22 protein-coding genes are annotated in these 22,404 nt (G+C 60.1%); 8 read left to right on the forward strand and 14 right to left on the reverse strand.

The annotated features are described in order from the left end of the window. Nucleotides 1-46: 46 nt before the first annotated feature. A complete protein-coding gene (locus E3Z29_RS10195; RefSeq protein ID WP_098967739.1) occupies nt 47-781 on the reverse strand; it encodes a thioredoxin family protein in 735 nt (244 codons plus the stop codon). 176 nt (nt 782-957) lie between these two features. Here E3Z29_RS10195 and E3Z29_RS10200 point away from each other — a divergent pair, with 176 nt between their 5' ends. Next, nucleotides 958-1,350 (forward strand): transcriptional regulator, encoded by a 393-nt coding sequence (locus tag E3Z29_RS10200; protein ID WP_134785697.1) that lies wholly within the window; start codon nt 958-960, stop codon nt 1,348-1,350. A gap of 114 nt (nt 1,351-1,464) precedes the next feature. Here the strand turns inward: E3Z29_RS10200 and E3Z29_RS10205 are convergent, their stop codons facing one another. The 3 genes from E3Z29_RS10205 to E3Z29_RS10215 form a co-directional block, all read right to left on the reverse strand. After that, a complete protein-coding gene (locus E3Z29_RS10205) occupies nt 1,465-2,334 on the reverse strand; it encodes a DUF6279 family lipoprotein (RefSeq protein ID WP_098967741.1) in 870 nt (289 codons plus the stop codon). Nucleotides 2,335-2,405: 71 nt separating this feature from the next. After that, on the reverse strand, nt 2,406-3,125 hold the full coding sequence (locus tag E3Z29_RS10210; protein ID WP_096797476.1) for a TorF family putative porin: 720 nt from the start codon (nt 3,123-3,125) through the stop codon (nt 2,406-2,408). 206 nt (nt 3,126-3,331) lie between these two features. Then, entirely contained in the window at nt 3,332-3,520 is a 189-nt protein-coding gene (locus E3Z29_RS10215) for a hypothetical protein (RefSeq protein WP_016985943.1), read from the reverse strand. Between the two features lie 349 nt (nt 3,521-3,869). Here E3Z29_RS10215 and E3Z29_RS10220 point away from each other — a divergent pair, with 349 nt between their 5' ends. The 3 genes from E3Z29_RS10220 (at nt 3,870) to E3Z29_RS10230 (ending at nt 6,330) form a co-directional block, all read left to right on the forward strand. After that, a complete protein-coding gene (locus E3Z29_RS10220; protein WP_027614566.1) occupies nt 3,870-4,706 on the forward strand; it encodes a S1 RNA-binding domain-containing protein in 837 nt (278 codons plus the stop codon). A gap of 45 nt (nt 4,707-4,751) precedes the next feature. Next, nucleotides 4,752-5,156: a DUF2177 family protein gene (locus E3Z29_RS10225; protein ID WP_134785698.1), complete on the forward strand. Its 405-nt coding sequence runs from the start codon at nt 4,752-4,754 to the stop codon at nt 5,154-5,156. 241 nt (nt 5,157-5,397) lie between these two features. Then, the gene (locus E3Z29_RS10230) at nt 5,398-6,330 is read left to right on the forward strand and encodes a DMT family transporter (protein ID WP_098967746.1); all 933 of its coding nucleotides are present in this window, start codon (nt 5,398-5,400) and stop codon (nt 6,328-6,330) included. On the opposite strand, the gene E3Z29_RS10235 is transcribed toward E3Z29_RS10230, so the two are convergent. Further along, nucleotides 6,275-7,456, reverse strand: coding sequence for an MFS transporter (locus tag E3Z29_RS10235; protein ID WP_134785699.1), 1,182 nt, complete (start codon nt 7,454-7,456; stop codon nt 6,275-6,277). The two genes, E3Z29_RS10230 and E3Z29_RS10235, sit on opposite strands and share 56 nt — an antisense overlap. A gap of 104 nt (nt 7,457-7,560) precedes the next feature. Between E3Z29_RS10235 and E3Z29_RS10240 the strand changes: the two genes are divergently transcribed. Both E3Z29_RS10240 and E3Z29_RS29585 read left to right on the forward strand, forming a co-directional pair. After that, nucleotides 7,561-8,454 carry a LysR family transcriptional regulator gene (locus E3Z29_RS10240; protein WP_098967749.1) on the forward strand — a complete coding sequence of 298 codons (894 nt, stop codon included), beginning with the start codon at nt 7,561-7,563 and terminating at the stop codon, nt 8,452-8,454. Nucleotides 8,455-8,596: 142 nt separating this feature from the next. Continuing rightward, nucleotides 8,597-8,725 carry a PA1414 family protein gene (locus tag E3Z29_RS29585; protein WP_003184145.1) on the forward strand — a complete coding sequence of 43 codons (129 nt, stop codon included), beginning with the start codon at nt 8,597-8,599 and terminating at the stop codon, nt 8,723-8,725. A 283-nt stretch (nt 8,726-9,008) separates the two neighbouring features. On the opposite strand, the gene E3Z29_RS10245 is transcribed toward E3Z29_RS29585, so the two are convergent. The 6 genes from E3Z29_RS10245 to speB form a co-directional block, all read right to left on the reverse strand. Beyond that, on the reverse strand, nt 9,009-9,269 hold the full coding sequence (locus E3Z29_RS10245; protein ID WP_098967751.1) for a phosphopantetheine-containing protein: 261 nt from the start codon (nt 9,267-9,269) through the stop codon (nt 9,009-9,011). A 42-nt stretch (nt 9,270-9,311) separates the two neighbouring features. After that, nucleotides 9,312-10,037: an MBL fold metallo-hydrolase gene (locus E3Z29_RS10250; RefSeq protein WP_098967752.1), complete on the reverse strand. Its 726-nt coding sequence runs from the start codon at nt 10,035-10,037 to the stop codon at nt 9,312-9,314. 86 nt (nt 10,038-10,123) lie between these two features. Next, a complete protein-coding gene (locus tag E3Z29_RS10255; RefSeq protein WP_047598203.1) occupies nt 10,124-11,503 on the reverse strand; it encodes a sodium:solute symporter in 1,380 nt (459 codons plus the stop codon). Between the two features lie 154 nt (nt 11,504-11,657). Then, a complete protein-coding gene (locus E3Z29_RS10260) occupies nt 11,658-13,160 on the reverse strand; it encodes a cytosine permease (RefSeq protein ID WP_134785700.1) in 1,503 nt (500 codons plus the stop codon). A 56-nt stretch (nt 13,161-13,216) separates the two neighbouring features. Further along, nucleotides 13,217-13,639 carry a nuclear transport factor 2 family protein gene (locus E3Z29_RS10265; protein ID WP_097090488.1) on the reverse strand — a complete coding sequence of 141 codons (423 nt, stop codon included), beginning with the start codon at nt 13,637-13,639 and terminating at the stop codon, nt 13,217-13,219. Between the two features lie 10 nt (nt 13,640-13,649). Continuing rightward, entirely contained in the window at nt 13,650-14,600 is a 951-nt protein-coding gene (speB, locus tag E3Z29_RS10270; protein ID WP_003222717.1) for an agmatinase, read from the reverse strand. Between the two features lie 392 nt (nt 14,601-14,992). On the opposite strand from speB, the gene E3Z29_RS10275 reads away from it, so the two are divergent. Both E3Z29_RS10275 and E3Z29_RS10280 read left to right on the forward strand, forming a co-directional pair. Continuing rightward, a complete protein-coding gene (locus tag E3Z29_RS10275; RefSeq protein ID WP_007956593.1) occupies nt 14,993-15,886 on the forward strand; it encodes a LysR family transcriptional regulator in 894 nt (297 codons plus the stop codon). Between the two features lie 5 nt (nt 15,887-15,891). After that, nucleotides 15,892-16,485, forward strand: coding sequence for a tRNA-uridine aminocarboxypropyltransferase (locus E3Z29_RS10280; protein ID WP_134785701.1), 594 nt, complete (start codon nt 15,892-15,894; stop codon nt 16,483-16,485). Between the two features lie 215 nt (nt 16,486-16,700). On the opposite strand, the gene E3Z29_RS10285 is transcribed toward E3Z29_RS10280, so the two are convergent. The 3 genes from E3Z29_RS10285 to E3Z29_RS10295 all read right to left on the reverse strand — a co-directional run bounded on the left by E3Z29_RS10285 (nt 16,701) and on the right by E3Z29_RS10295 (nt 21,936). Then, nucleotides 16,701-18,062, reverse strand: a complete 1,362-nt coding sequence (locus E3Z29_RS10285; RefSeq protein ID WP_134785702.1) for an HlyD family type I secretion periplasmic adaptor subunit — start codon at nt 18,060-18,062, stop codon at nt 16,701-16,703. 195 nt (nt 18,063-18,257) lie between these two features. Continuing rightward, the gene (locus tag E3Z29_RS10290; protein WP_027614578.1) at nt 18,258-20,420 is read right to left on the reverse strand and encodes a type I secretion system permease/ATPase; all 2,163 of its coding nucleotides are present in this window, start codon (nt 20,418-20,420) and stop codon (nt 18,258-18,260) included. Between the two features lie 157 nt (nt 20,421-20,577). Continuing rightward, nucleotides 20,578-21,936 (reverse strand): TolC family outer membrane protein, encoded by a 1,359-nt coding sequence (locus E3Z29_RS10295; protein WP_027614579.1) that lies wholly within the window; start codon nt 21,934-21,936, stop codon nt 20,578-20,580. Nucleotides 21,937-22,404: the final 468 nt, after the last annotated feature.

The raw sequence follows: 22,404 nt of genomic DNA on the forward strand, positions 1-22,404 counted from the left end.
GCAGCGGGCGGTATTGCCGGCCGCTGCCTTTCCTTTGATTTGCTGATTATCTCTGGTGGCAGCAACTCGAGGCTTTTTCATTTTCATACCGATCATGATGCCGCACCCACTCCATGATCTCGTCCTCATTCCTGCCCTTGGGCGTGAGGTCAAGGTAGTTGTAGGCGCCGACCAGCATGTCCAGACCGCGGGCATAAGTTGAGTAGGTGTGGAAAATGTCGCCCTTTGCATCACGATAAAACACGCTCAGGCCGGGCATTTCTTCCTCGGCACTGTCAGTCTTTTCGTAGTTGTACGTAGCCTTACCTGCAGCAACATCTTCAGCGCGGGCGCAAACACCAGAGTCGTAGTTGAAATCGGAACCGTCTGACGACACCCAGTCGAATTTCCAGCCCATACGCCGCTTGAAGGCCTGGAACTGTTCAAACGGGGCGTGGGAGACCGCGACCATTGCGATGTCGTGATGCGCCAGGTGCAGATTGGCGCCGTCGATGTGGTCGGACAGGAACGAGCAGCCCTGACACCCTTCTTCCCAGTCCTTGGCGAACATGAAGTGGTAAACGATCAATTGACTGTGTTGGCCGAACAGGTCGGCCAGTTTCAGCTCGCCGTGCGGGCCGTGGAAGCGGTAGTCCTTGTCGACTTTGACCCAGGGCAATGCGCGGCGTTTGGCGCTCAAGCGGTCGCGCTCACGGGTGAAGGCCTTTTCGTCGGCCAGATGCTGTTTGCGCGCAGCGAGCCATTCTTCGCGCGATACCACCGGATGATTCTCGACGTTCATGATGATTTCTCCTGCGGGGGTTGAAACCGTCTTTGTCAGACTAGTCGTTTAACCCTCGATCAATTCGACAGACCGCCGGTCGGTCGCTGCGGAAAATGCCGCTGAACGGCTGCGATGCGTCCGGGTCACAACCTATGACAGCGCCCCAAATCACGCGCACCGGAGGTTGAATCAGGATGACGACTTATAACTGGGATTTGATTGAACGCTTGCTGCATGAAGTGCAGAACAGTGCAGGCGAAAGTTTCGCGCCGCGAAAATATGCCGAGGACTATGCGGCGCAGAAAGCCAGTGCAGGCGAGCCGATCGAGAATCTGGATCACCTGAAAACGGTGGCCTGCGAATATGAAGGCTTGTTGCTTGATCGTGGATTTATCGAACCGCGCCCTGATCATATGGGCAGTACCGGCAGCAATTTCATTCTGACGCCACGCGGATCAAGCCTGCTGAGCCTGATCGACAGCAGCATTCCCGGAAATGATCATCCGCGGCAGGTGCTGGACGAGCAGGAAGATGCGCTGGATGAGGCGACGTTTGATGAGCTGGCTTCAAAGGCGCAGATTGCCTGACAGGCCTTTTGTGGGAGCGGGCTTGCTCGCGAATGCGCTGTATCAGGCACATAGATGGTGAATGATCCACTGCATTCGCGAGCAAGCCCGCTCCCACATTGGATTGGCATCCTACTAAGGTTTCTGTGCAGCTTTCAGGCACTTCAGGTCATTGAAGTCTTTACGCACCCCTTCGATTTTCTTCAGCAACCGCTGACGCTGCTGCGGCGTACTTTCGGCCATCAAATCCACCGCCAGCGAGCGCGCTTGCGCTTCGGTGTTGGCGTAAGCCTTCTGGTAATCCGTTGTCCATAAACGCTCGCGGTTGACCAGAAGTGTCTCGATTCGTTGTGGGAATTCGGCACTTTTACGCTGGGCAACGGCGTTACTGAACTGCTGCTGCCAATGTGCGCGGTTGGCGATCCATTGAGTGTTCTGATCGCCCAGCGCGGTCGACCAGGCCATCACTCGTTGTTCCTGAGTGGCGCTCAACGGGCCAAGCCAATCGGTCAGGCGCTTGTCCATGCGCGCGCCGCGCTCGGCGATCTGCTGCGCCAGTGGCGGTTTGACGTATTCCTTTTCCCGTTTGCGCAGATCCTTGGCAAACGCATCGTTCATCTCGGCGACTTGCTTGTCGTCCAGCCCTTGCAGCAGCTCGATGGCCGACGGTGTGATCTGCCGTGCAGTTTCGGCAATGGCTTTTTTCGCTTCCTCGGTTCGTGCTTGCAGCGCAGCGTCGGTCACCTGATTGCTTTCGACCATTGCCTGCAAGCGATCCAGCCAGTCGAGGTAGCCCGGCAATTGCGTGGTGCAGTGCCAGTTCAGGTGCTCCTTGAGGCGATCGTTGAACCAGTCTTTTTGCTCGCTGGTCATGTCCAGATAGTCGCCAAGCGTCCATGGAATGATCACGTCGAGATTGCGGTAGGCCAGGCCGACGCGGCTGCAGGCGCCGAGGGCGAGGGTGAAGATCAGCAGGGTGGCGAGGTGTTTGAACCAGCGAGACATGAGCGAATCCTTGCGAGAGCCTGACGTCTGATTCTCATGTGAACGCAGGAAGCTCCCGGCAGTTCAGCCGATCAATAGAACGCGCGTTCGGCCTTGAGCGTCACCAGGCCGTCACACTGACTGTTGTGTCCCGAGTACGCCGAGCATTCGCTGCCGCTGAGGTTGGAATTGCTGTAGATCAGATCGAGATCGACGCCCATGAACGGTCGGGAAAACTTCACCGACCAATCGGTAAAACTGCTGACATAACCACCGTCCACCGACACCGGCGTGTTCAGTTGGTGGGTGGTGTATTTCATGCTGATCCCGATGCCGAACGGCTGATTGCCGCCGAGGTCGGCGAACAGCGTGTTGTTCTGTTTGTCCGGGTCGTTGCTGACGGCCACACCGAAGCGGCTGCCGAGCAGGGTCAGGCCGCCGAACAGCTCCTGGCTGTCGAGGGTGTCTACTTTGGGATAGCTGTAATGGATCATCCCGACTTCGTAGCCGAGGGTCTGATCGAAAGGTTGTTTGAAACCGACGTAGGAGTCGATTTCCAGATTCTTGCCCGGGGTCAGGCCCATGCTCGGTGCATACTGGCCGACATACAGGCCGCTGTCGTGGCTGAGATCGAGGCCACCGTGGAACGAGCCGACTGCCGCCGGTTTGACCAGCCCTTGGGCCATGCTGCGGCTGGGCGTGGTGCCGAGTTTGAGGTCGAAGTCGCCGAGCTCGCGCTGGAAAATCTGCGCGTGCGCCGATGAGCAGGCCATAAGGCCCACAAACAATAAACAGAAAGTTGATTTGAGCATGCGTCACTCCATGAACAGCGAGGGCAGGGCTTGGCCTGCTGAAACGCTTGATCCAGACGCGTGCAAGGATACCGGCGAATGCTCGGCAATGATGGCCGTTCGTCGATTTTCAAAGGATTTGATTAAACAGAAGGAGGGTGTAACGCGGGTGCCAGTCCAGACGCTTCGAAGCTCAAAGCGTCTCAGGACGGGTGTATTACCGGGTGTTACTTCTTGCCCAGGCTGATCTGCTTGGACGGACCGAACGTCTGGCCGCTGACGCCTTTGGCAATTTGCTGGATTTCGCCGCCGGACTTGAGGAACGCTGCGATCTGATCGTTGATCGATTCGCTGGTTTCAACGGCTGGAGCTGGCTTTGCTTTGCTGGTGGATGCTTTTACACGCATGGCGGCCATTAACCTGTAGAAAAGTAACTCGGCCAGGCATCGTACAGGAATAACTTGACAATTGCTTGATAAATATCCCCGGGAATAACTGAGCGCGTGGGTGGATTATTCTCGATTAAACAATCGGAATATTCCCCTAAGCCACTGTTTTAAATAAAAACATTTATTCTTCATTGGCGCAAATGTCCGCCGTGAAACGGCACAGCAGGCTTCGCGCTGGCCTGACGAATGGCAAGCCGCCTGCGCAAACCAAGGAAAATCAAGGCTTCCGCAGATTTTCTGCGGCAGGCTGCTTGCCCAGCGAACGAGACCGGCAAAACCGGGTAGAATGCCGCCCACGCAATGAGGGTTTTGGAAAATGGCTTTAGTCGGGCGTTACAACAGTTTGCAAGTGGTTAAACACACTAACTTCGGTTTATATCTGGACGGCGGTGCCGACGGCGAAATTCTTTTGCCCAACCGTTATATCCCTAAAGATATTCCCAGCGAAGATGAAGACTGGCTCAACGTTTTTATTTATCTGGACAGCGATGACAAACTTATCGCTACCACTGAAAAACCAAAAGTTCAGGTCGGCGAGTTTGCCAGTCTGAAAGTTGTTGAAATCAACAGCATCGGTGTGTTCCTCGACTGGGGCTTGCCGAAGGATCTGTTGCTGCCGTATTCCGAAGAGAAGCGGCAGATGACCGCTGGTGAATATTGCGTGGTGCACGTCTATCTCGACAAACACACCCGCCGCATCACCGCCACCGCACGTCTGGATCGCTATCTCGACAAGACCCCGGCCAACTACAGCGCCGGGCAGGAAGTTGATCTGCTGGTGGCCGAAGCCACCGACATGGGCTTCAAGGCGATCATCAACAACAAGCACTGGGGCTTGATCCACAAGAATGAGATCTTCAAGTTCATGCGTTCCGGCATGCGCGAGAAGGGTTTCATCAAGGAAGTGCGCGCCGACGGCAAGATCAGCCTCAGCCTGCAACCGGTTGGCCAGGAAGCGGCGAGCAGCCTGAGCTCGAAGATCCTCGCCAAGTTGCGCGAAAACAATGGCACGCTGGCCGTCAGCGACAAGAGCGATCCGGCGTTGATCAGCAGTCTGTTCGGTGTCAGCAAGGGCAACTTCAAGAAGGCCATCGGTTCGCTGTACAAGGAAGGCAAGATCGTCATTCATGCCGATCGCATTGAACTAACCTGAGCCTTGCGGGGCCCATGTTGCATGGGGTCACTTGAGGTCGGGTAAATGAAAAAGCCGTTGCTTGCTTATATCGCCACTCTGCTGGCGTTTCTGTTGCTCGACGGTATCTGGCTCGGCGTGCTGATGGCGCCAACCTACCGCGAACTGCTCGGTTCGCTGATGCTCGAAAAACCGCTGCTGGTTCCGGCAGCGGTTTTTTATTGTCTGTATGTTTTTGGCTGCGTGCTGTTTGTGGTCTTGCCGGCACAGAGCTGGCAACGTGCGGCAAAGATGGGCGCGCTGCTGGGGCTGGTGGCGTATGGCACGTATGACCTGACCAATTGGGCGACATTGCGCGGGTGGTCGGTGCAGGTGAGTTTGATGGATTGGGCTTGGGGAGCGTTTGCCACGGCTGTTGCCTGCTCGGTCGGTTTCCTGGTTGCGAAGCGATTTGTGAGGTCAGCTGCATAATCCTGGTTGTCTGGGCAGACGCCTTCGCGAGCAAGCTCGCTCCCACAGGGGAAGTGCGGTCAACTGTGGGAGCGGGCTTGCTCGCGAATGGCGGCGCAGCCGACAACCATTCACCGCTGACGTTACTGACGCAGACAAAGTCTTTTTCAGACGGCTTTTTTTGCCCGAGTGATTGATAATCCCCGACACAGATTTTTGACCAGTGGACGGCTGCCATGTTGTGTGTGTTTGAGGTGTTGCGGTGAGTGTCGAGCGGCGCAATGCCGATGGGTTTGCCTTGCAGGTGATGATCGGCCTCTGCCTGATCTGGGGCGTGCAGCAAGTGATGATCAAGTGGGCCGCGCCCGACATCGCGCCGGTGATGCAGGCGGCCGGGCGTTCGGGGATTTCCGCGTTGCTGGTGGGTTTGCTGCTGTGCTGGAAGGGCGGCTGGGATCAGGTCGGCAACACCTGGCGTGGAGGGCTGCTGGCCGGTGCGCTGTTCGGTCTGGAGTTCTTCTTCATCGCCGAAGGTCTGCAACTGACTACCGCCGCGCACATGTCGGTGTTCCTCTACACCGCGCCGATTTTCACCGCGCTCGGCGTGCATTTTCTGTTGGCCAGTGAACGCCTGCGGCCTTTGCAATGGCTGGGAATTCTGCTCGCCTTCGTCGGTATCGCCATTGCCTTCGCCGGCGGCGTGTCGTGGGATAACCTCGACCGGCGCATGCTGCTGGGCGATGCGTTCGGGGTCATTGCCGGTGCCTGCTGGGGCGCGACCACTGTGGTGGTGCGCGCTTCGCGGCTATCGGAAGCGCCGGTGACCTTGACCTTGTTTTATCAATTGATCGTCGGCTTCGTCGGCCTGCTGTTGATCGCGCTGTTCAGCGGCCAGATCACTCACGTCAGCCTGACCAGCGTGGCGGTGGCCAGCGTGCTGTTCCAGGGCCTGGTGGTGTCGTTCTTCAGTTACCTGACCTGGTTCTGGCTGCTGCGCCGCTATCTGGCGGCCAATCTGGCGGTGTTTTCGTTCATGACGCCGTTGTTCGGCGTCACGTTCGGCGTGGTGCTGCTTGGTGAAGAGTTGAGCGTGAACTTCGTCATCGGCGCGGTGCTGGTGTTGCTTGGCATTACCTTTGTCAGCGCTGAGCAGTGGGTGCGTCGGCGTTTGCGCAAAGCCCTCGGCCAGCACTGACCGATTGCAGCGCAAGCCCGCCGGCAATCAGCAGACCGCTGCCGGCAATGATCAGCGCCGGTTGCAGACCACCGCTGAAATGGCTGCTCAGCGCCGCCAGTAACGGGCCGCTGAGCTGGCCGACGGCGAAGCATGCGGTCAGCAGTCCGGCGTTGCGCTGAGTTGTGTGCGGCGCCAGTTCTCGCGAACGTTGCATCACCAGTTGCATGCAGGCCAGGAACGGCATGCCGCACAACACCACCCCCAGCGCCAAGCCATAACCACTGCCCAACAGACAGGCGAAGACCCCGAGCGCCTGCAACCACAGGGTGGCGGTCAGCCAGTGCCGTGTGGTGTTCGGATCATGGCGACGCAGGCTCACCAACAGCACGCCAATCGCCGCACCAAGACCGAAGCACGGCCAGAACAGGTCGGCCTGCCATTGCCCGTGAAATTGCGCGTTGGCCATTTGCGAGAGAAACGTGGCCGGGATGATGTAACCCACGCCATATAACGCATACACCGCCGCCAGTCGCGGGATGCCGCGATTCGAATGGTTGACGTTGAGGGTGGCGACCGGTGTGTGCACGCCCGGTTGCGGCAGGATCCGCACGATCCCCAGCAACATCACCAGCGCCACGGCGGCATAGATCAGCCACAAGGTGGCAGAGGTCTGATTCAGCAGATGTGAGAACAGTGCCAGCAGCCCGGTCAGAAAAATTCCCAGTCCGGGACCGGCGAATACCAGTGCCCCCAACCGTGGCCGGCCTGCCGCCGCTGCCAGTGGTTGACTCAGCGCCGTAATCATCACCAGCACCCAGGCACTCGCCACCCCGGTGCCGAAGCGCAGCAGCAAATGCGCCCAGAAGCCGTTGGCCCAGAACGATGCCAGGGTCAGCAGCACACACAGCCACAAACCGCCATGCAACCGGCGCTGAACTTGCTGCGGACGGTGGGCGAACATCGCGTCCACCGCGCCCAGCAGGTAACCGAGGTAGTTGGCCGCAGCAATCAGACCGGCGGCCGTCAGGTCGACCTGGCCTTCGCTGAGCAGGTGTGGCAATTGCGGGGTGAGGGCGAAACGCCCGATGCCCATGGCCATCATCAGGGCGACGAAACAGGCGGATAAGCGAATCAGTGGCGACATGGTCGGGATTCCTTTGAAGGAGCAATGACCGTCAGGCTAGAAGCGATTGACTTTCTTTAAAATTGAATAATAGTGAGTAACTTGTTCTGTTATGGAGAAAGGTCGTGGAGTTCAGCCAGTTGCGGATCTTTCAGGCAGTCGCCGAGGAAGGTTCGATCACCCGCGCAGCAGAACGCCTGCACCGAGTGCCGTCCAACCTGTCGACCCGGCTCAAACAGCTGGAAGAGCAATTGGGCGTCGAACTTTTCGTTCGTGAGCGTCAGCGTTTGCAGTTATCACCTGCGGGAAAAGTCCTGCTGGACTACACCGGCAAGCTGTTCGCCCTGCGCGATCAGGCCAGTGCGGCGGTGATGGGCGGGCAGCCGGCCGGGGATTTTGTCCTCGGCACGCTGTACAGCACCGCGGCGATCCATTTGCCGGCGTTGCTGGCGCGCTATCACAAGCAATACCCGGCGGTGAATCTGCAAGTGCAGTCCGGACCCAGCGGCGAATTGCTCGAAGGCCTGGTCTCCGGGCGCCTCGATGCGGCGCTGGTGGACGGCCCGCCGCAACTCGCCGGGATCGACGGCGTGCCGCTGTGCGACGAGCGTCTGGTGCTGATCAGCGAAGCCGATCATCCGCCGATCCGCAGCGCCAAGGAGGTCGAGGGCAGGGCGGTATTCACCTTTCGTCATGGTTGCGCCTACCGCGCGCGGCTGGAGGCGTGGTTCGTTCACTATCAGGCGGCGATGGGACGGGCGATGGAGATCGAGTCGTATCAGGGCATGCTCGCCTGCGTGATTGCCGGCAGCGGTGTGGCATTGATGTCGGAGTCGATGCTCGCCAGTCTGCCGGGGCGCGAGAGCGTTGCAGTGCACCCGTTGGCCGAACCGTTTGCCAGTGCGACAACATGGCTCATGTGGCGCAAGGGCATGGTCGGGGCCAACCTCAATGCCTGGATTGAACAGCAGCAAGCGCTCTATTCCGTGGCATCGAGTGAAACCCGGCAGACGGCGTGAACCAACCAACCGTAATTCTGTTCAATTCAGTAACAGATCATTGCGGATTTGACCGAGCATTGCGTAGGACTTCGGACTATTATCAGTGCGAAGCGGCCTCAGAATTCCGGCCGCTCAGCACTACCCTGAAGGGGGCATGACGATGAAAGAGAAAATTCAGAACTGGCTGCACGATTTGGGTGTTGCCCTCGGCTTGATCGAACCGCCTCTGCAACCTGTTCCGATCCGCACCGATGACGAACAGCGCCGGCGTCAGCCTCGCCGGCGGTAGTGCCTGATTAAAGATCAAAAGATCGCAGCCTTCGGCAGCTCCTACAGAGAAAAGTGTGGGAGCTGCCGAAGGCTGCGATCTTTTGCTTTTGTAGCGAGGGGATTTAGCGAAACGTCGCACCGCCCCGATGGGCTGCGAAGCAGTCCAAAAAAACTATTCAATTTGGTTTAACCCGCGAGATTACGATTACTGGCTTCAGGGCTGCTGCGCAACCCATCGGGGCGGTGCGACGTTTCGCTAAATCCCCTCGCCACAGGGCGCTCCAGCAACACGAGTGCTGTATTTATAACCCTTCTCCGTGTCGCCCGATCTCCAGCAGAAATCGACTCAGGTCATTCGCGGTCTTCGCGGTCTTGAGTATGTGATCCTCTTCGGCCGTGAACGCCGTCAGTCCGAACTCATCTTCCAGATGAAATATCAGATCTTCGATATCTGCCTTCTCCAGCCCTAACTGCACCAGACTGGTGTCGTCGTTGAATTCGCGGGATTCCAGCAGGCGCCGAATGTATCGGTGCACGGCAGCACGCACGGCAGCTCTTCTCATGGCAGATGATTTCGTTGTTGTTTTGACTGATTACAGCAGGCCTCAAGCGTGTCGACGCAACCATTCGTCAATCATCGAACGCAAATGCCCGCCGGAAAAACTGCCGAAATGCCCGCCATGCACGGTGCGGATCGGCAGCGCCTGCAAGCGTCGCAGACTGGCGGCGTAATCCTGCAGATTGGAGTGGTAGGCGTCCTCGATCAACGGCCCGTCGTAAATGATGTCGCCGCTGAATAACGTTTCGGTGGCCGCCTCATACAGGCTGATGCCACCCGGCGAATGCCCCGGCGTGTGCAGCACTTGCAGGGTGCGGTTGCCCAGATCCAGCACATCGCCATCCTCGACAAACCCGGTGGCCGGCGCGGCCTTCACCCGGTATTCGGCGTAGCACAGCGGGCAGTCCGGGTGCGCCTCGAACATGTCGTCGCCGACGAAGGCCCGGCTCAGGTCGTTCTCGCCGTCCGGCGCGGCGAGGATGTCGGCCTCGGCAGGATGCACCAGGCGCTCGGCGAATTCGTGATGCCCGGCAATGTGGTCGAAGTGGCAATGACTGGCCACCGCCACCAATGGCCGCTCGGTAATCCACGGTAACTGCTCGCGCAGGCTGACCAGCCCCGAGCCGCTGTCGAGCAACAAGTCTTTGTCGCGCCCCTGCACGTGCCACAAATTGCAGCGGTAGAACGGGCGGATATACGGCTCATGGATCAACCGGATGCCGTCGCTCAAGTGCTGAACTTCGAACCACTGATCGCGCGAAACGATCTTCATAAGCCATTTTCTCCAGACGTAAAAAAACGGGTGTGGCAACCGACGCCACACCCGTCGAAGAAAGCATCAAGTCGTTACATCAGAGCTTAGATCGCACTCGCCACCGTCGCCGGGCGAGGGGAGACCAGGCTGACCACCACAAAACTCACCAGCCCCACAGCCAGGCTGTAGTAGATCGGCGTGTTGGCATCCAGACCATCCTTGAACATGAACAGCAGCGCGGTAGCAAAGCCCAGGCCCATGCTGGCGATGGCGCCGGCGGTGGTCGCACGTTTCCAGAAGATCGCACCGATCAGCGGAATCAGCATGCCGCCCACCAGCAGGTTGTAGGCCAGGGTCAGGGCGCTGATCACGTCATTCACCACCAGCGCGATACCCAGCACCACGACACCGGTGAGCAAGGTGAACAGGCGGTTGATCGCCAGGCTCGACTGTTTGCCGCCACGCAGTTTCGGCAGCAGGTCTTCAGTCAGGGTGGTGGCGGCGGCGAGCAGGCCGGCGCTGGCGGTGGACATCATCGCCGCCAGAGCAGCAGCGATCACCAGACCACGGATGCCGTCCGGCAGCGACAGTTTGACGATGGCGGCGAAGGCGTTGTTGACGTTGTCCAGATCCGGGATCAGTACGTGCGCGGCCATGCCGATCAGCGCGCAGGCCAGGCCGTAGAGGATGCAGTAGATACCGGCGATGCTGCCGGCGTACTGGGCGACTTTGGCGGTCTTGACGGTGAACACCCGTTGCCAGATGTCCTGACCGATGAGGATGCCGAAGAAGTAGATCATGAAGTAGGTGATGATCGTGTCCCAACCGATGGTGGTGAAGTTGAACGCCGCTGCCGGCAGCTTCAGCACCAGTTCGTCCCAGCCGCCGACGCGGTACAGGCAGATCGGCAACAGGATGAACATCAGGCCCACGGTCTTGATGATGAACTGGACGATGTCGGTCAGGGTCAGCGACCACATGCCGCCGATCGCCGAGTAGATCACCACCACGCCACCGCCGAGCAGCACCGAGATCCAGAATGGCAGGCCGAACAGCACTTGCAGCACGGTGCCGATCGCCAGGATCGAGGTCACGCCGATCATCAGCGCGTAGGCCAGCATGATCGCCGCGCTCGCCGAGCGGGCCATCGGGTTATAGCGTTTTTCCAGCACCTGGGTAACGGTGTAGATCTTCAGTTTCAGCAGCGGTTTGGCGAGAAACAGGTTCAGCGCGACGATGCCGCAACCCAGCGCCGCACACAGCCAGAAACCGGAGATGCCATGCACGTAACCCAGGCGTACGGTGCCGACGGTGGACGCGCCACCCAGTACGGTCGCGGCCATGGTGCCCATGTACAGGCTTGGGCCCAGGTTACGCCCGGCGACCAGAAAGTCCTCGTTGGTCTTGGCCTTGCGCATGCCGTAGTAGCCGAGCAACAGCATGCCGGCGGCGTAGATGAGGACGACGAATAAATCCAAAGCCATGATGGCGTGTCTCCGATTGTCTTTTTTATGGTGAGGCTGAATTCGATTTGCCCTTGTGGGAGCGGGCTTGCTCGCGAATGCTTTGGGTCAGTCACATCAATGTTGGATGTGCCGCCGTCTTCGCGAGCAAGCCCGCTCCCACAGGGGATTTGCGTCAGGCGGCCTGACGCAGTTCAGGTGTTTCTGCGGCTTTGCGGCGGGCATCCTTGGGCTCGAACACCTCCCGCGGTTCCGGGAACAGGCTCAGCAGCGTCAGGTACACCACCGAAGCCAGGCCCAGGGTCACCGGCAAACTGATGTCGATGCCGCCGGCCATTTCACCCAACGGGCCGACGAACTGCCCCGGCAAATTGACGAAGCACAAACCGACCGCCGCGCTCGGGATCCATGCGCCCAGACCACGCCAGTTCCAGCCGTGATTGAACCAGTAGCGTCCGCCTTGCTCGCCGCGAGTGAACACCTGCAGGTCGTCCGGGCAGTAGAAGCCGCGACGCACCAGCAGGCCGATGATCATGATCACCATCCACGGGGTGGTGCAGGTGATGATCAGCACGGCGAAGGTCGACACGCTCTGCACCAGGTTCGCCGCGAAGCGTCCGATGAAGATGAAGGCAATCGACAGCACGCCGATCAGCAGCGTCGCTTTCACGCGTGACAGCACCCGTGGGAACACACTGGACATGTCCAGCCCGGTGCCATACAGCGAGGTGGTGCCGGTGGACATGCCGCCGATCACCGCAATCAGGCACACCGGCAGGAAGAACCAGCTCGGCGATACCGCCAGCAGGCCGCCGACATAGTTGTTCGCCGCGATGTAGTCCGGCGCCTTGATCGCGACGATGGTCGCGGTGCTCAGGCCGAACAGGAACGGGATGAACGTGGCGATCTGCGACAGCACCACAGCGGCCATGATCCGCTGCTTGGAGGTGTCACGCGGAATGTAGCGCGACCAGTCGCCGAGGAACGCACCGAACGAGATCGGGTTGCTCATCGCGACCAGCGCCGCGCCGATGAACGCCGCCCAGAAGCCCGGTTGACCGAGGTTTACCGTGCCGGCGTAGTTGACGTCGAAAGGACCGGCGAAGGCGAAGATGCCCAGCAGGAACAACAGGCTGGCGCTCCACACCGCGATCTTGTTCACCCACAGCAGAAAGCGGAAGCCGTAGATGCACACGGTCAGCACCAGAATCGCGAACAGGCCGTAGGCCAGGCCCAGGGTCAGGTCGGTTTCCGGCAGACCGATCAGGCGTTTCGCACCCCCGATCAACGCATCGCCCGAACTCCACACCGAGAGCGAGAAGAATGCGATGGCGGTCAACAGCGACAGGAACGAACCGACGATCCGCCCGTGCACGCCGAAGTGAGCACCCGAGGACACGGCATTGTTGGTGCCGTTGAGCGGGCCGAACAGGCCCATCGGGGCGAGGATCAGCGAGCCGAGCAGCACGCCCGACACAATCGCCCAGACACCGGCCTGAAACGACAGACCGAACAGCACCGGGAAACTGCCGAGCACGGCGGTGGCAAAGGTATTGGAACCACCGAAGATCATCCGGAACAAATCCGTCGGGCCTGCGGTACGTTCGTGGTCCGGGATCTGTTCGACCCCGTGGGTTTCAATTTGCGTAAGGCTTTGGTCGTTGTTGTTGTTATTCATGATCTGCTCCGATCATAAAGGCGCGCCTCATCGTGTGTGAGGCGTCACCTGTTTGGCTAAGGGGATGGCAGCCCTTCCGGCATTGCGGACAAATGTTCGTGGCAGGCCAGCCAATGGCCTTGTTGTTCTAGGCTCGACGCTTGTTTCTTGAAAACAATCGTCTCGCGCTCCTGGCTGAAATGTTGCTCCCCTTGCATGCGCAGCTCGGTGGCCACGTCATGGATAAACACCGCCACGTCACCTTGCAGGCTGACGAAGGCGTTGCTCGAAGTGCACGACAGCACTTCAAAGCCATCCTCGGCGCGCCAGCTGTCCCACAAAGCCTGGTAGGCATCGCGCGACAGCAGCGGCTGTTCGAGGGTGTAAAACACGAAGCTTGCGTCGGCGCTGAACGCGCCGAAATAAGCCTCGCGATCGTTACGAGCGAAGGCGGACACCAGATCGGCAGCCGCTTGCAATACCTGCTCACGTTCGTTCATGGCCGAACCCTCAGCGGTGAACCACGCCAGGCAGTACGCAGAGCATTTCGTACAGCAGGTTGGCGGCCAGCAGCGAGGTGTTGCCGGTGGTGTCGTAAGCCGGCGAGACTTCTACCAGATCGCAGCCGATCAGGTCGAGGCCCTGGCAGCCGCGTACGATTTCAATCGCCTGAATGGTCGTCAGACCACCGATTTCCGGGGTGCCGGTGCCTGGTGCCCAGGCCGGGTCGATACCGTCGATGTCGAAGCTCAGGTACACCGGGCCGCCGCCGACTTTCTCGCGCACTTCGGCCATCAGCGGCGCCAGCGATTTGTGCCAGCACTCTTCGGCCTGCACCACGCGGAAACCCTGATCGCGGCTCCAGTTGAAGTCGTCAGCGGTGTAACCCTGCGCGCGCAAACCAATCTGCACCACGCGGTCGCAGTCCAGAAGACCTTCTTCGACGGCGCGACGGAAGGTCGTGCCGTGAGCGATCTTCTCGCCGAACATGTGATCGTTGACGTCAGCGTGGGCATCGATGTGCACCAGACCGACCTTGCCGTGCTTTTTATGGATGGCACGTAGGATCGGCAGGGTGATGGTGTGGTCGCCACCCAGGGTCATCGGGATCACGTTGTGCTCGAGGATGTTGTCGTAGGCTTCTTCGATGATGCGCACGGCGTCGAGCAGGTTGAAGGTGTTGATCGCCACGTCACCGATGTCGGCGACCGACAGCGAGTCGAACGGCGCGGCGCCGGTGGCCATGTTGTACGGGCGGATCATCACCGATTCGGTGCGGATGTCGCGCGGCCCGAAGCGGGTGCCGGGGCGCAGCGAAGTACCGATGTCCAGTGGCACGCCAACGAAGGCAGCGTCCAGGCCGGCAGCGGTCGGTACATGGGGAAGTCGGAGCATGGTGGCGATGCCGCCGAAGCGCGGCATTTCGTTGCCGCCCAGTGGTTGGTGAAGAATCTTGTCCACGGGTAGGGCCTCATCGTCTTTGTTTTATTTATGTCGGCGCACCGTTGAGCACAGGTTCGGACGCCGCTGTGGGGCCGATTCTGCGAAATGTAGTGGCGGGGAAGAATCGCTACGGGCAAAAACTTAGTTCAGATTTTTCTAAACTAATGAGGGCGGGCGGATTAGACTCTGCGGTTTCGGGATTCATGCCTGGCTGAACATTGCTGCCCTCACCCCAACCCTCTCCCGGAGGGAGAGGGGGCCGACAGAGTTGTCAGCGGAATCTGCATCGACCTGAAAAATCGAGTCGAACTCAGGATTTGAAAGCCCTGGAGATCAGCTCCCTCTCCCTCGGGGAGAGGGCTGGGGTGAGGGGTGCAACAGACAACGCAGTTCCAAAGCCCGGAGTAGACATGGCCAACGCTTTACCCGACCTGAAACTATTGCGCATCTTCGTCAGCGTGGTTCGCCATCAGGGTTTTGCCAATGCGCAGCAGGAACTCAACCTGTCGACCTCGGCGATCAGCACTTACATGAGCCAGCTCGAAGCGGCGCTCGGTCTGGTGCTGTGCCATCGCGGACGCGGTGGATTCAGCCTGACCAGCAAGGGCGAGCTGTTCCATCAGGAAACCCTGCGCCTGCTCGCCGAACTCGAAGGTTTCGAGCAATACGCCGCGGCGCTCAAGGGCGAACTGCGCGGTACGCTCAACCTCGGGGTGATCGACTCCACCGTCAGCGACAAGGCCTTGCCGTTCGCCGAGGCCATTGGCGCCTACAGTCAGGAACACCCGGCGGTGCATTTGCATCTGTCGGTGATGAGCCCGTACGAACTGCAACTCGGCGTGCAGGACAATCGACTCGATCTTGCCATCGGTGCGTTTTCCACGCGCATGAGCGGTCTGGTGTACATGCCGCTGTACCGCGAGCAGCACTGGCTGTATTGCAGCAGCCGGCACCCGCTGTTCAACGAACGGCGGATCCCCGAGCAGGTCATCACCCAGCAACGCATGGTCGGCCGTGGTTACTGGAGCCAGGCAGAGCTGGCCCGCCACGGTTTCAAGCACAGCGCGGCGACCGTGGAAAGTATGGAAGCGCAGCTGATTCTGGTGCTGTCCGGCGCTTACATCGGTTACTTGCCAGAACACTACGCCCAAGCCTGGGCCGACAAGGGCGACCTGCGCGTGTTGCTGCCGGCGACCTTCGGTTATCAGGCGCCGTTTTCGATGATCATGCGCCGTGGCCGCAGCCGAGAGCCGCTGATCCAGACCTTCCGTGATTTGCTCAAAGCACAGCTCAATCAGGCTTAAGAACGATGTCCAGACCGCAATGCCCGCGCTGCCTGCGCCCACAAACCCATTGCCTGTGCCCGCTGATCCCGAGCCTCGATAGCCGCACCCGGGTGTTGCTGTTGCAGCATCCGAGCGAGGTCAATCACGCGCTCAACACCGCGCGACTGGCAGCGCTGGGTTTGACCAATGCCGAGTTGATTGTCGGTGAAGTGTTCGAGGATCTGCCGACGCTGCTCAATCGGCCGGGGTATCAGGCGCGGTTGCTGTTTCCCGCTGACGATGCGCAGCCGCTGCAGGCTTACCGCGAATCCGCTGAACCGTTGTTGCTGGTGGTGCCGGACGGCACCTGGCGCAAGGCGCGCAAGATGCTCCACCTCAATCCGCTATTGGCAGCGTTGCCACGGGTGACGCTGGCGCAGGGCGGGGTGTCGCGCTACCGGTTGCGCAAGGCACCGGGGCCGGGGGCGTTGTCGACCATCGAGGCGATTGTGCAGGCGCTGGAAACTCTGGAAGCGCCGACCACGTTTGCGCCGTTGCTCAAACCGTTCGAGGCGTTGATCGAGGGGCAGATTGCGGCGATGGGGGAGGAGGTTTTTCAGCGTAATCATTCAAAATAATGGGTGTTGGTGCGGGCCTCTTCGCGAGCAAGCCCGCTCCCACAGGGGAATGCATTCCAACTGTGGGAGCGGGCTTGCTCGCGAAGGCGCCGGATCAATCAGCGCCAATCTCAACAGTGCCCACATTAGGGTTCTTCCAGCAGGAATGCGATCACTTGTGGGAGCGGGCTTGCTCGCGAAGGCGTCGGATCAATCACCGCAAATCTCAACAATGCCTACCGCTCGCGCATCGCCTCGGTCCGGGCTTTGAGCACTGGTTTGAGCAGATAATCCAGCACACTTTTCTCCCCGGTAATAATGTCCACCGTCGCCACCATCCCCGGGATGATCAGCAGCGGTTTCACGTCCCCGCCCAAGTGGTTTTTATCGGTGCGCACCTGAATCAGGTAGAAGCTGTTGCCCTTGTCATCGGTGATGGTGTCGGCGCCGATCAGTTCCAGTTTTGCGCTCAGGCCGCCGTATATCGTGTAGTCATAAGCGCTGAACTTGACCATGGCTTTCTGGCCCGGATGGAGGAACGCGACGTCTTGCGGACGGACCTTGGCTTCGATCAGCAGGTTGTCTTCCAGCGGCACGATTTCCACCATGTCGCTGCCCGGCTGTACCACGCCGCCGATGGTGTTGACCTTGAGTTGCTTGATCACCCCGTGCACCGGCGAAGTCACGGTGGTACGGCTGACGCGGTCGTCGATGGCGATGCTCGACGCGGTGATTTTCGACAGGTCGGTGCGTTTCTGATTGAGGTCCTTGGCGGCGTCGGAGCGGAAGGTCTGTTCCGATTCGTCGATCTTGCTCTTGATCTCGTTGATTGCCGATTCCGCCCTTGGGATGGCCAGGGTCGTCGCGTTCAGCGAGCCGCGAATTTCCACCGCGCTGCGTTTCAGTCGCAGGATCTCCACCGGCGACACCGCACCCGTGCCGACCAGCGGCGCGGACATGTTCATCTCTTGCTGCAGCAGCGCCAGGCTGGAACTGTACTGGCCTTGCTTGGAGCGGAATTCCGCCAGCTCCTGAGTCTTCTGCCGCAGCTGTTCGGTGAGGGTGCGTTGTTCGCTGGCCAGACGCCGTTGGCGCTGGTCGTACAGCGCGCGCTCGTCTTCGGCGACCTGTGGCGCTTTGGCGATCACCTCGTCAGACAGTTTGAACGGACGGCCCTCGGCTTCGGCGGAAAGGCGTTCGACTTGCGCGGTCAGGGCGTAACGATCGGCCTCACTCTCACCCTTGTTCGACAGGAAGCGTGTGTCATCCAGGCGCAGCAGCTTGTCGCCCTTGTTCACCATCTGCCCTTCACGGACAAAAATCTCGGTGACGATCCCGCCCTCCAGGTTCTGGATCACCTGGACCTTGCTTGACGGAATCGCCTTGCCTTCGCCCATGGTCACTTCTTCCAGCACGGCGAACTTGGCCCAGACCAGCGCACTGATCAGCAACGCCGCCGCCAGCCACACGGTGATCCGCGACCAGCGCGGCGAATCCTGCAGCGAAGCGCCGGCGGTTTCCGGCATGAACTCGGCTTCGGCGCTTTTGCCGAAACTGTCGAAGTAGCCGCGTGATTTGCTATCTGAAGATGCAGCCATGGGGCGATACCCCTCAGTTAAGAAACATCAAACCGCACAACCCATGCGTCGCCCGTAACACTTACTTGTGGTGAGGGGATTCATCCCCGATAGGGTGCGAAGCGCCCTCAGAGTATTTGGGGCTGCTGCGCAGCCCATCGGGGATAAATCCCCTCGCCACAGGTTTTGTGAGAGCCATAAGTTATGTGCACGCATCTAAACCGCCGCCGAGCCGACGCGGCCCTTGCGCAGTGCATCGATGACCGCTTCTTTCGGGCCGTCGGCGACGACCCGGCCGTTGTCCAGTACCAGCAACCGGTCCACCAGGCTCAGCATCGAGGTGCGGTGAGTGACCAAGAGCAGCGTCTTGCCTTGCACCCAGCCGTGGAGTTTCTGGCGCAGCAGGTCTTCGCTGCTGTTGTCCATGGCGCTGGTGGGTTCGTCGAGCAGCATGATCGGTGGGTCGAGCAGCAATGCCCGAGCGAGTAAAACGGCCTGACGCTGGCCGCCGGAAAGTAGCTGGCCGCGCTCGCCCACTGGCCGGTCGAACCCTTGCGGATGCTGGCGGGCCAGCTCGGTGACGCCGGTCAGCTCGGCGACTTCGAGCATGCGCGAATCGCTGATGTAGCGGGCGCCGAGGGTCAGGTTGTCGCGCAGGCTGCCGGCCAAAAGCGGCAGGTCGTGGGCGACATAACCGATCTGCTGGCGCAGGTCGGCTACATCCAGTTGCCGCAGGTCGAGACCGTCGAGCAGCAACTGGCCTTCCTCGGGTTCATAGAAGCCCATCACCAGCCGCGCCAGGGTGCTTTTGCCCGAGCCGCTGCGGCCGATGATGCCGATCCGCTCGCCGGGTTTCATGCTGAAGCTGACGTTGCTCAGCGCCGGCGCGTTCTGGCCGTTGTAGTGAAAGGTCACGCCGCTGACGTCCAGCGCACCTTGCAGTTGCGTGCGTTCCAGCGGTCGCTGTTTGCCGTCGCGTTCCTGGGGCAGGCCCATGAGTGCGTCGGTGCTTTTCATGGTCAGTTGCGCTTGCTGGTAGCGGGTGATCAGCCCGGCGATCTGCCCCAGCGGCGCGAGCACCCGGCTGCCGAGCATGTAGCTGGCCACCAGCGCACCGACGCTGAGGTTGCCGGCGATGATGCTGTAGACCCCGGCGACGATCGTCGCCATCCCCGAGAACTGCTGGATGAACAGCGTGCCGTTGGTCGCCAGTGCCGAGAGGTTGCGCGCGTGGCTGTCGAGGCGGGTGAGGGCGCCATGGGTGCTTTCCCATTTGTGCTGGCGCTCGCTTTCGGCGCTGCAGGCCTTGAGGGTTTCCAGGCCGCCGAGGGTTTCGATCAGCAACGCCTGTCGTTCGGCACCCAGGCTCAGGCTTTTCTGCACGGTGTCACGCAGGCGCACCTGAATCGCCAGAGCAAATATGATCGTGATTGGAAACGCCAGCAGCGGAATCACCACCAGCCAGCCACCGAGCAGACCGATCACCACCAGCATCAACACCACGAAGGGCAGGTCGATCAGGCTGGTCAGGGTCACCGCCGTGAGGAATTCGCGCAGGCCCTGAAAGTCATGAATGCTCTGGGCGAAACCGCCGATGGTTGCCGGCCGCGCCTTCATCGCCATGCCGGTGATGCGCTCGAACAACGTCGCGGAAAGGATCACATCGGTTTTCTTCCCGGCGGTGTCCAGCAGGTGCGCGCGCACCACCCGCAGCACCAGTTCGAAACCGGTGCCGATCAGCAGGCCGATCGCCAACACCCACAGGGTCGACGTGGCCTGATTCGGCACCACGCGGTCGTAGGTCTGCATGACGAACAGCGGCACCATCAGGCCCAGCAGGTTGATCAGGAAACTGGCGAGGATCGCGTCGCTGTACAGCCATTTCGACAGCTTCAGGGTGTCGCGAAACCAGGCATGCACGCGCGGCACCAGCGGTGAACGCAAGTCTTCGAGTTCGTGGCGCGGACGGGCGAACAAGGCCTGGCCGCTGTAGTGTTCGGCGAGTTCTTCGCGCTCGACCCATTGCTCGCCGCCATCGGCTTCGCTGGGCAGGATCAGCGCCTTGCCGTCGTCGGCGAAACGCCGCAGGACGGCGGTGCGCCCATCCTTGAGCAGCAACAGAATCGGCAGATTCAGCGCGGAAATATCTTTCAGTTCGCGGCGCAACAAGCGCGCCTGCAAACCGGCCCGCGCCGCTGCACGGGGCAGCAGATCCAGGCTCAGACGTTGCTTGTTCAGGGGCAGCCCGGCACTCAGGCTGGCGCGGCTGACCGTCGCGCCGTGGAGTTTGCAGAGGATCAGCAGACCGTCGAGTAACGGGTCATCGAAGCTCAGCCGCGGATCGATCCCGGAGTGTCCGCCTTCGGCCATGCTGGTCATATTGATCGCCCCTGTAATGACTGGTCCAACCTGTGGCGAGGGGATTTATCCCCGATGGCTGCGCAGCAGCCCCATGGAACTCATTGCTGCTCAAATCTTTGGGGTGACTGCGCAACCCAGCGGGAGCAAGCTCCCTCGCCACAAAGGGTCGTGGGACTTACTTCAGCTCAGGCAGGCGTGCTTCGTTTTTGACTTCGGTCGCCGCAATCGCATCCGCCGGCAGCACCACCCTCTGTTTGCTCAGCAACTGGCCCATGTTCGCCAGCACGCGGTACATCGAATATTCCTCGGTGTAGCGGATTTCGGTGTAGCGACGGTTGGCGTTGTAAAGCTCGTTTTCACTGTCGAGCAAGTCGAGCAGGGTGCGTTGGCCGAGGCCGAACTGATCCTGATACGCCGCGCGCACACGCTTGGTGGTCTCGGCGTATTCGCGGGCGGTCGGGGTCTGCTTGTTCGCGTTGACCATGGCGTTCCAGGCCAGGTGAATGTTCTCGTTCAACTGACGCAGGGCATTGTTGCGGATGTCCATCGCCTGATTGATCTGGTGCGCATCGGAGGCCAGACGAGCCTTGTCGCTGCCGCCACGGAACAGGTTGTAATTCATGATCACGCCGACGCGCCATTCGTTGTCGTGGCCTTCATCGCCCTGCACGTTGTTGTTCGCACCCACTGCGGCCTCGGCATCGAAACGTGGGTAGAACGGCGACTTGGCAACTTCATACTGGCTCTCGGCCGACTGCACGTCCGCCTGCGCGGATTTCAGGTACGGGTTGTTTTCGACCATGCTCTGCTGGGCTTCCGGCAGGCTGGCAGGAACCTCGCCGCGGGTCGACGGTGGCGCTTCCAGTTCATCGGGCATGCGCCCGACCACGGCGTAGAAATTCGATTCGGCGTCGGCCAGATCGACTTCGGCGGTGTCGAGGTTGTTCTGCGCCAGCGCCTTACGGGCGACCGACTGATCGGAGTCGGCGGTGCTGCCGATGCCGCGCTGGGTGCGCAGGCCGATCTGATCGTTGACGCGCAAGTGCGCTTGCAGGTTGTTCCGGGCCAGGGTCACCAGTTCACGGCGCTTGAGCACTTCGAGGTAGACCTCGATGGTACGCAACGCCAGATCCTGAGCGGTGCCTTGCGCGTAATAGGCGCGCGAGTTGGAAACGCCCTTGGTGCGCTCGACCTCGTTGGCGGTGTTGAAGCCGTCGAAGATCATCTGCCGCAGGCGCAGTTCCGACTGGGTGTAATTGAGGATTTCGGTGTGGTGATTACCGAAAGCCCGGGTATTGGTGTTGTCGCTGTAACCGCGCCCGTAAGCGGCATTCAGATCGACGGACGGATAGAAGCCACCCTTGGCCACTTTCACTTGTTCATCGGCGGACAGTTTGGCGTCCACGCGCGAGGCGAGGTCCGGGTGGGTGGCGATGGTGCTTTGAATCGCTTCGGTCAGATTCATGGCCTGGGCTTGGGAAGTGCAAGCCATGGCCAGCAAAACCGCGCTGCAGAGGGGGGTTAAAACGCGCATGGGGTGCATCTCCCTGATCCTGATGGTGCGTTACTGTCGCCAAATATTTGACGATAATTTGAGGTGTAAGCGTTTCACTCTTGTAACAACAGAGCTAAGAACATCCTGAAGCGTAGCTAAGAAAAAATTTTCATAAGGCTTATGCCGAAAAAAACTTATGCGCTTGGCGAAAACCGGCACATTGTTCAGGGCGAAAGCCTTTGTTTCATGCGCTTTAGGGAGCACAAAAAGGCTTGAGGAAAGTTCCATTCACTTTGCGACATACGGCGAAGTACTGCTGAAGGGGAGGGACGCGTAGCGGCAGATGAGCGACAGATTTTTGTCACTCGGGTGATTCACCACCGTTACGTAGCGTTAGTGGGTGTGCTGCATCGATCAGGACGCGGAAGTGCTTGAAAGCACTGAAGTTTCCTCGTTTGCGCAACCTGCGAAACGAACTGTCGAGGTGCGAGCGTCGCCCCGACAACC

The sequence above is a fragment of the Pseudomonas sp. S150 genome (genome assembly GCF_004526365.1).
Lineage (GTDB): Bacteria > Pseudomonadota > Gammaproteobacteria > Pseudomonadales > Pseudomonadaceae > Aquipseudomonas > Aquipseudomonas putida_A.

Coding starts and splice junctions, on each gene's coding strand:
- E3Z29_RS10200 (WP_134785697.1), top strand. CDS start 958: ATGACGACTTATAACTGGGATTTGATTGAACGCTTGCTGCATGAAGTG.
- E3Z29_RS10295 (WP_027614579.1), bottom strand. CDS start 21,936: ATGCGCGTTTTAACCCCCCTCTGCAGCGCGGTTTTGCTGGCCATGGCT.
- E3Z29_RS10205 (WP_098967741.1), bottom strand. CDS start 2,334: ATGTCTCGCTGGTTCAAACACCTCGCCACCCTGCTGATCTTCACCCTC.
- E3Z29_RS10290 (WP_027614578.1), bottom strand. CDS start 20,420: ATGACCAGCATGGCCGAAGGCGGACACTCCGGGATCGATCCGCGGCTG.
- E3Z29_RS10245 (WP_098967751.1), bottom strand. CDS start 9,269: ATGAGAAGAGCTGCCGTGCGTGCTGCCGTGCACCGATACATTCGGCGC.
- E3Z29_RS10225 (WP_134785698.1), top strand. CDS start 4,752: ATGAAAAAGCCGTTGCTTGCTTATATCGCCACTCTGCTGGCGTTTCTG.
- E3Z29_RS10285 (WP_134785702.1), bottom strand. CDS start 18,062: ATGGCTGCATCTTCAGATAGCAAATCACGCGGCTACTTCGACAGTTTC.
- E3Z29_RS10250 (WP_098967752.1), bottom strand. CDS start 10,037: ATGAAGATCGTTTCGCGCGATCAGTGGTTCGAAGTTCAGCACTTGAGC.
- E3Z29_RS10220 (WP_027614566.1), top strand. CDS start 3,870: ATGGCTTTAGTCGGGCGTTACAACAGTTTGCAAGTGGTTAAACACACT.
- E3Z29_RS29585 (WP_003184145.1), top strand. CDS start 8,597: ATGAAAGAGAAAATTCAGAACTGGCTGCACGATTTGGGTGTTGCCCTC.
- E3Z29_RS10215 (WP_016985943.1), bottom strand. CDS start 3,520: ATGGCCGCCATGCGTGTAAAAGCATCCACCAGCAAAGCAAAGCCAGCT.
- E3Z29_RS10280 (WP_134785701.1), top strand. CDS start 15,892: ATGTCCAGACCGCAATGCCCGCGCTGCCTGCGCCCACAAACCCATTGC.
- E3Z29_RS10195 (WP_098967739.1), bottom strand. CDS start 781: ATGAACGTCGAGAATCATCCGGTGGTATCGCGCGAAGAATGGCTCGCT.
- E3Z29_RS10260 (WP_134785700.1), bottom strand. CDS start 13,160: ATGAATAACAACAACAACGACCAAAGCCTTACGCAAATTGAAACCCAC.
- E3Z29_RS10265 (WP_097090488.1), bottom strand. CDS start 13,639: ATGAACGAACGTGAGCAGGTATTGCAAGCGGCTGCCGATCTGGTGTCC.
- E3Z29_RS10255 (WP_047598203.1), bottom strand. CDS start 11,503: ATGGCTTTGGATTTATTCGTCGTCCTCATCTACGCCGCCGGCATGCTG.
- E3Z29_RS10210 (WP_096797476.1), bottom strand. CDS start 3,125: ATGCTCAAATCAACTTTCTGTTTATTGTTTGTGGGCCTTATGGCCTGC.
- E3Z29_RS10275 (WP_007956593.1), top strand. CDS start 14,993: ATGGCCAACGCTTTACCCGACCTGAAACTATTGCGCATCTTCGTCAGC.
- E3Z29_RS10235 (WP_134785699.1), bottom strand. CDS start 7,456: ATGTCGCCACTGATTCGCTTATCCGCCTGTTTCGTCGCCCTGATGATG.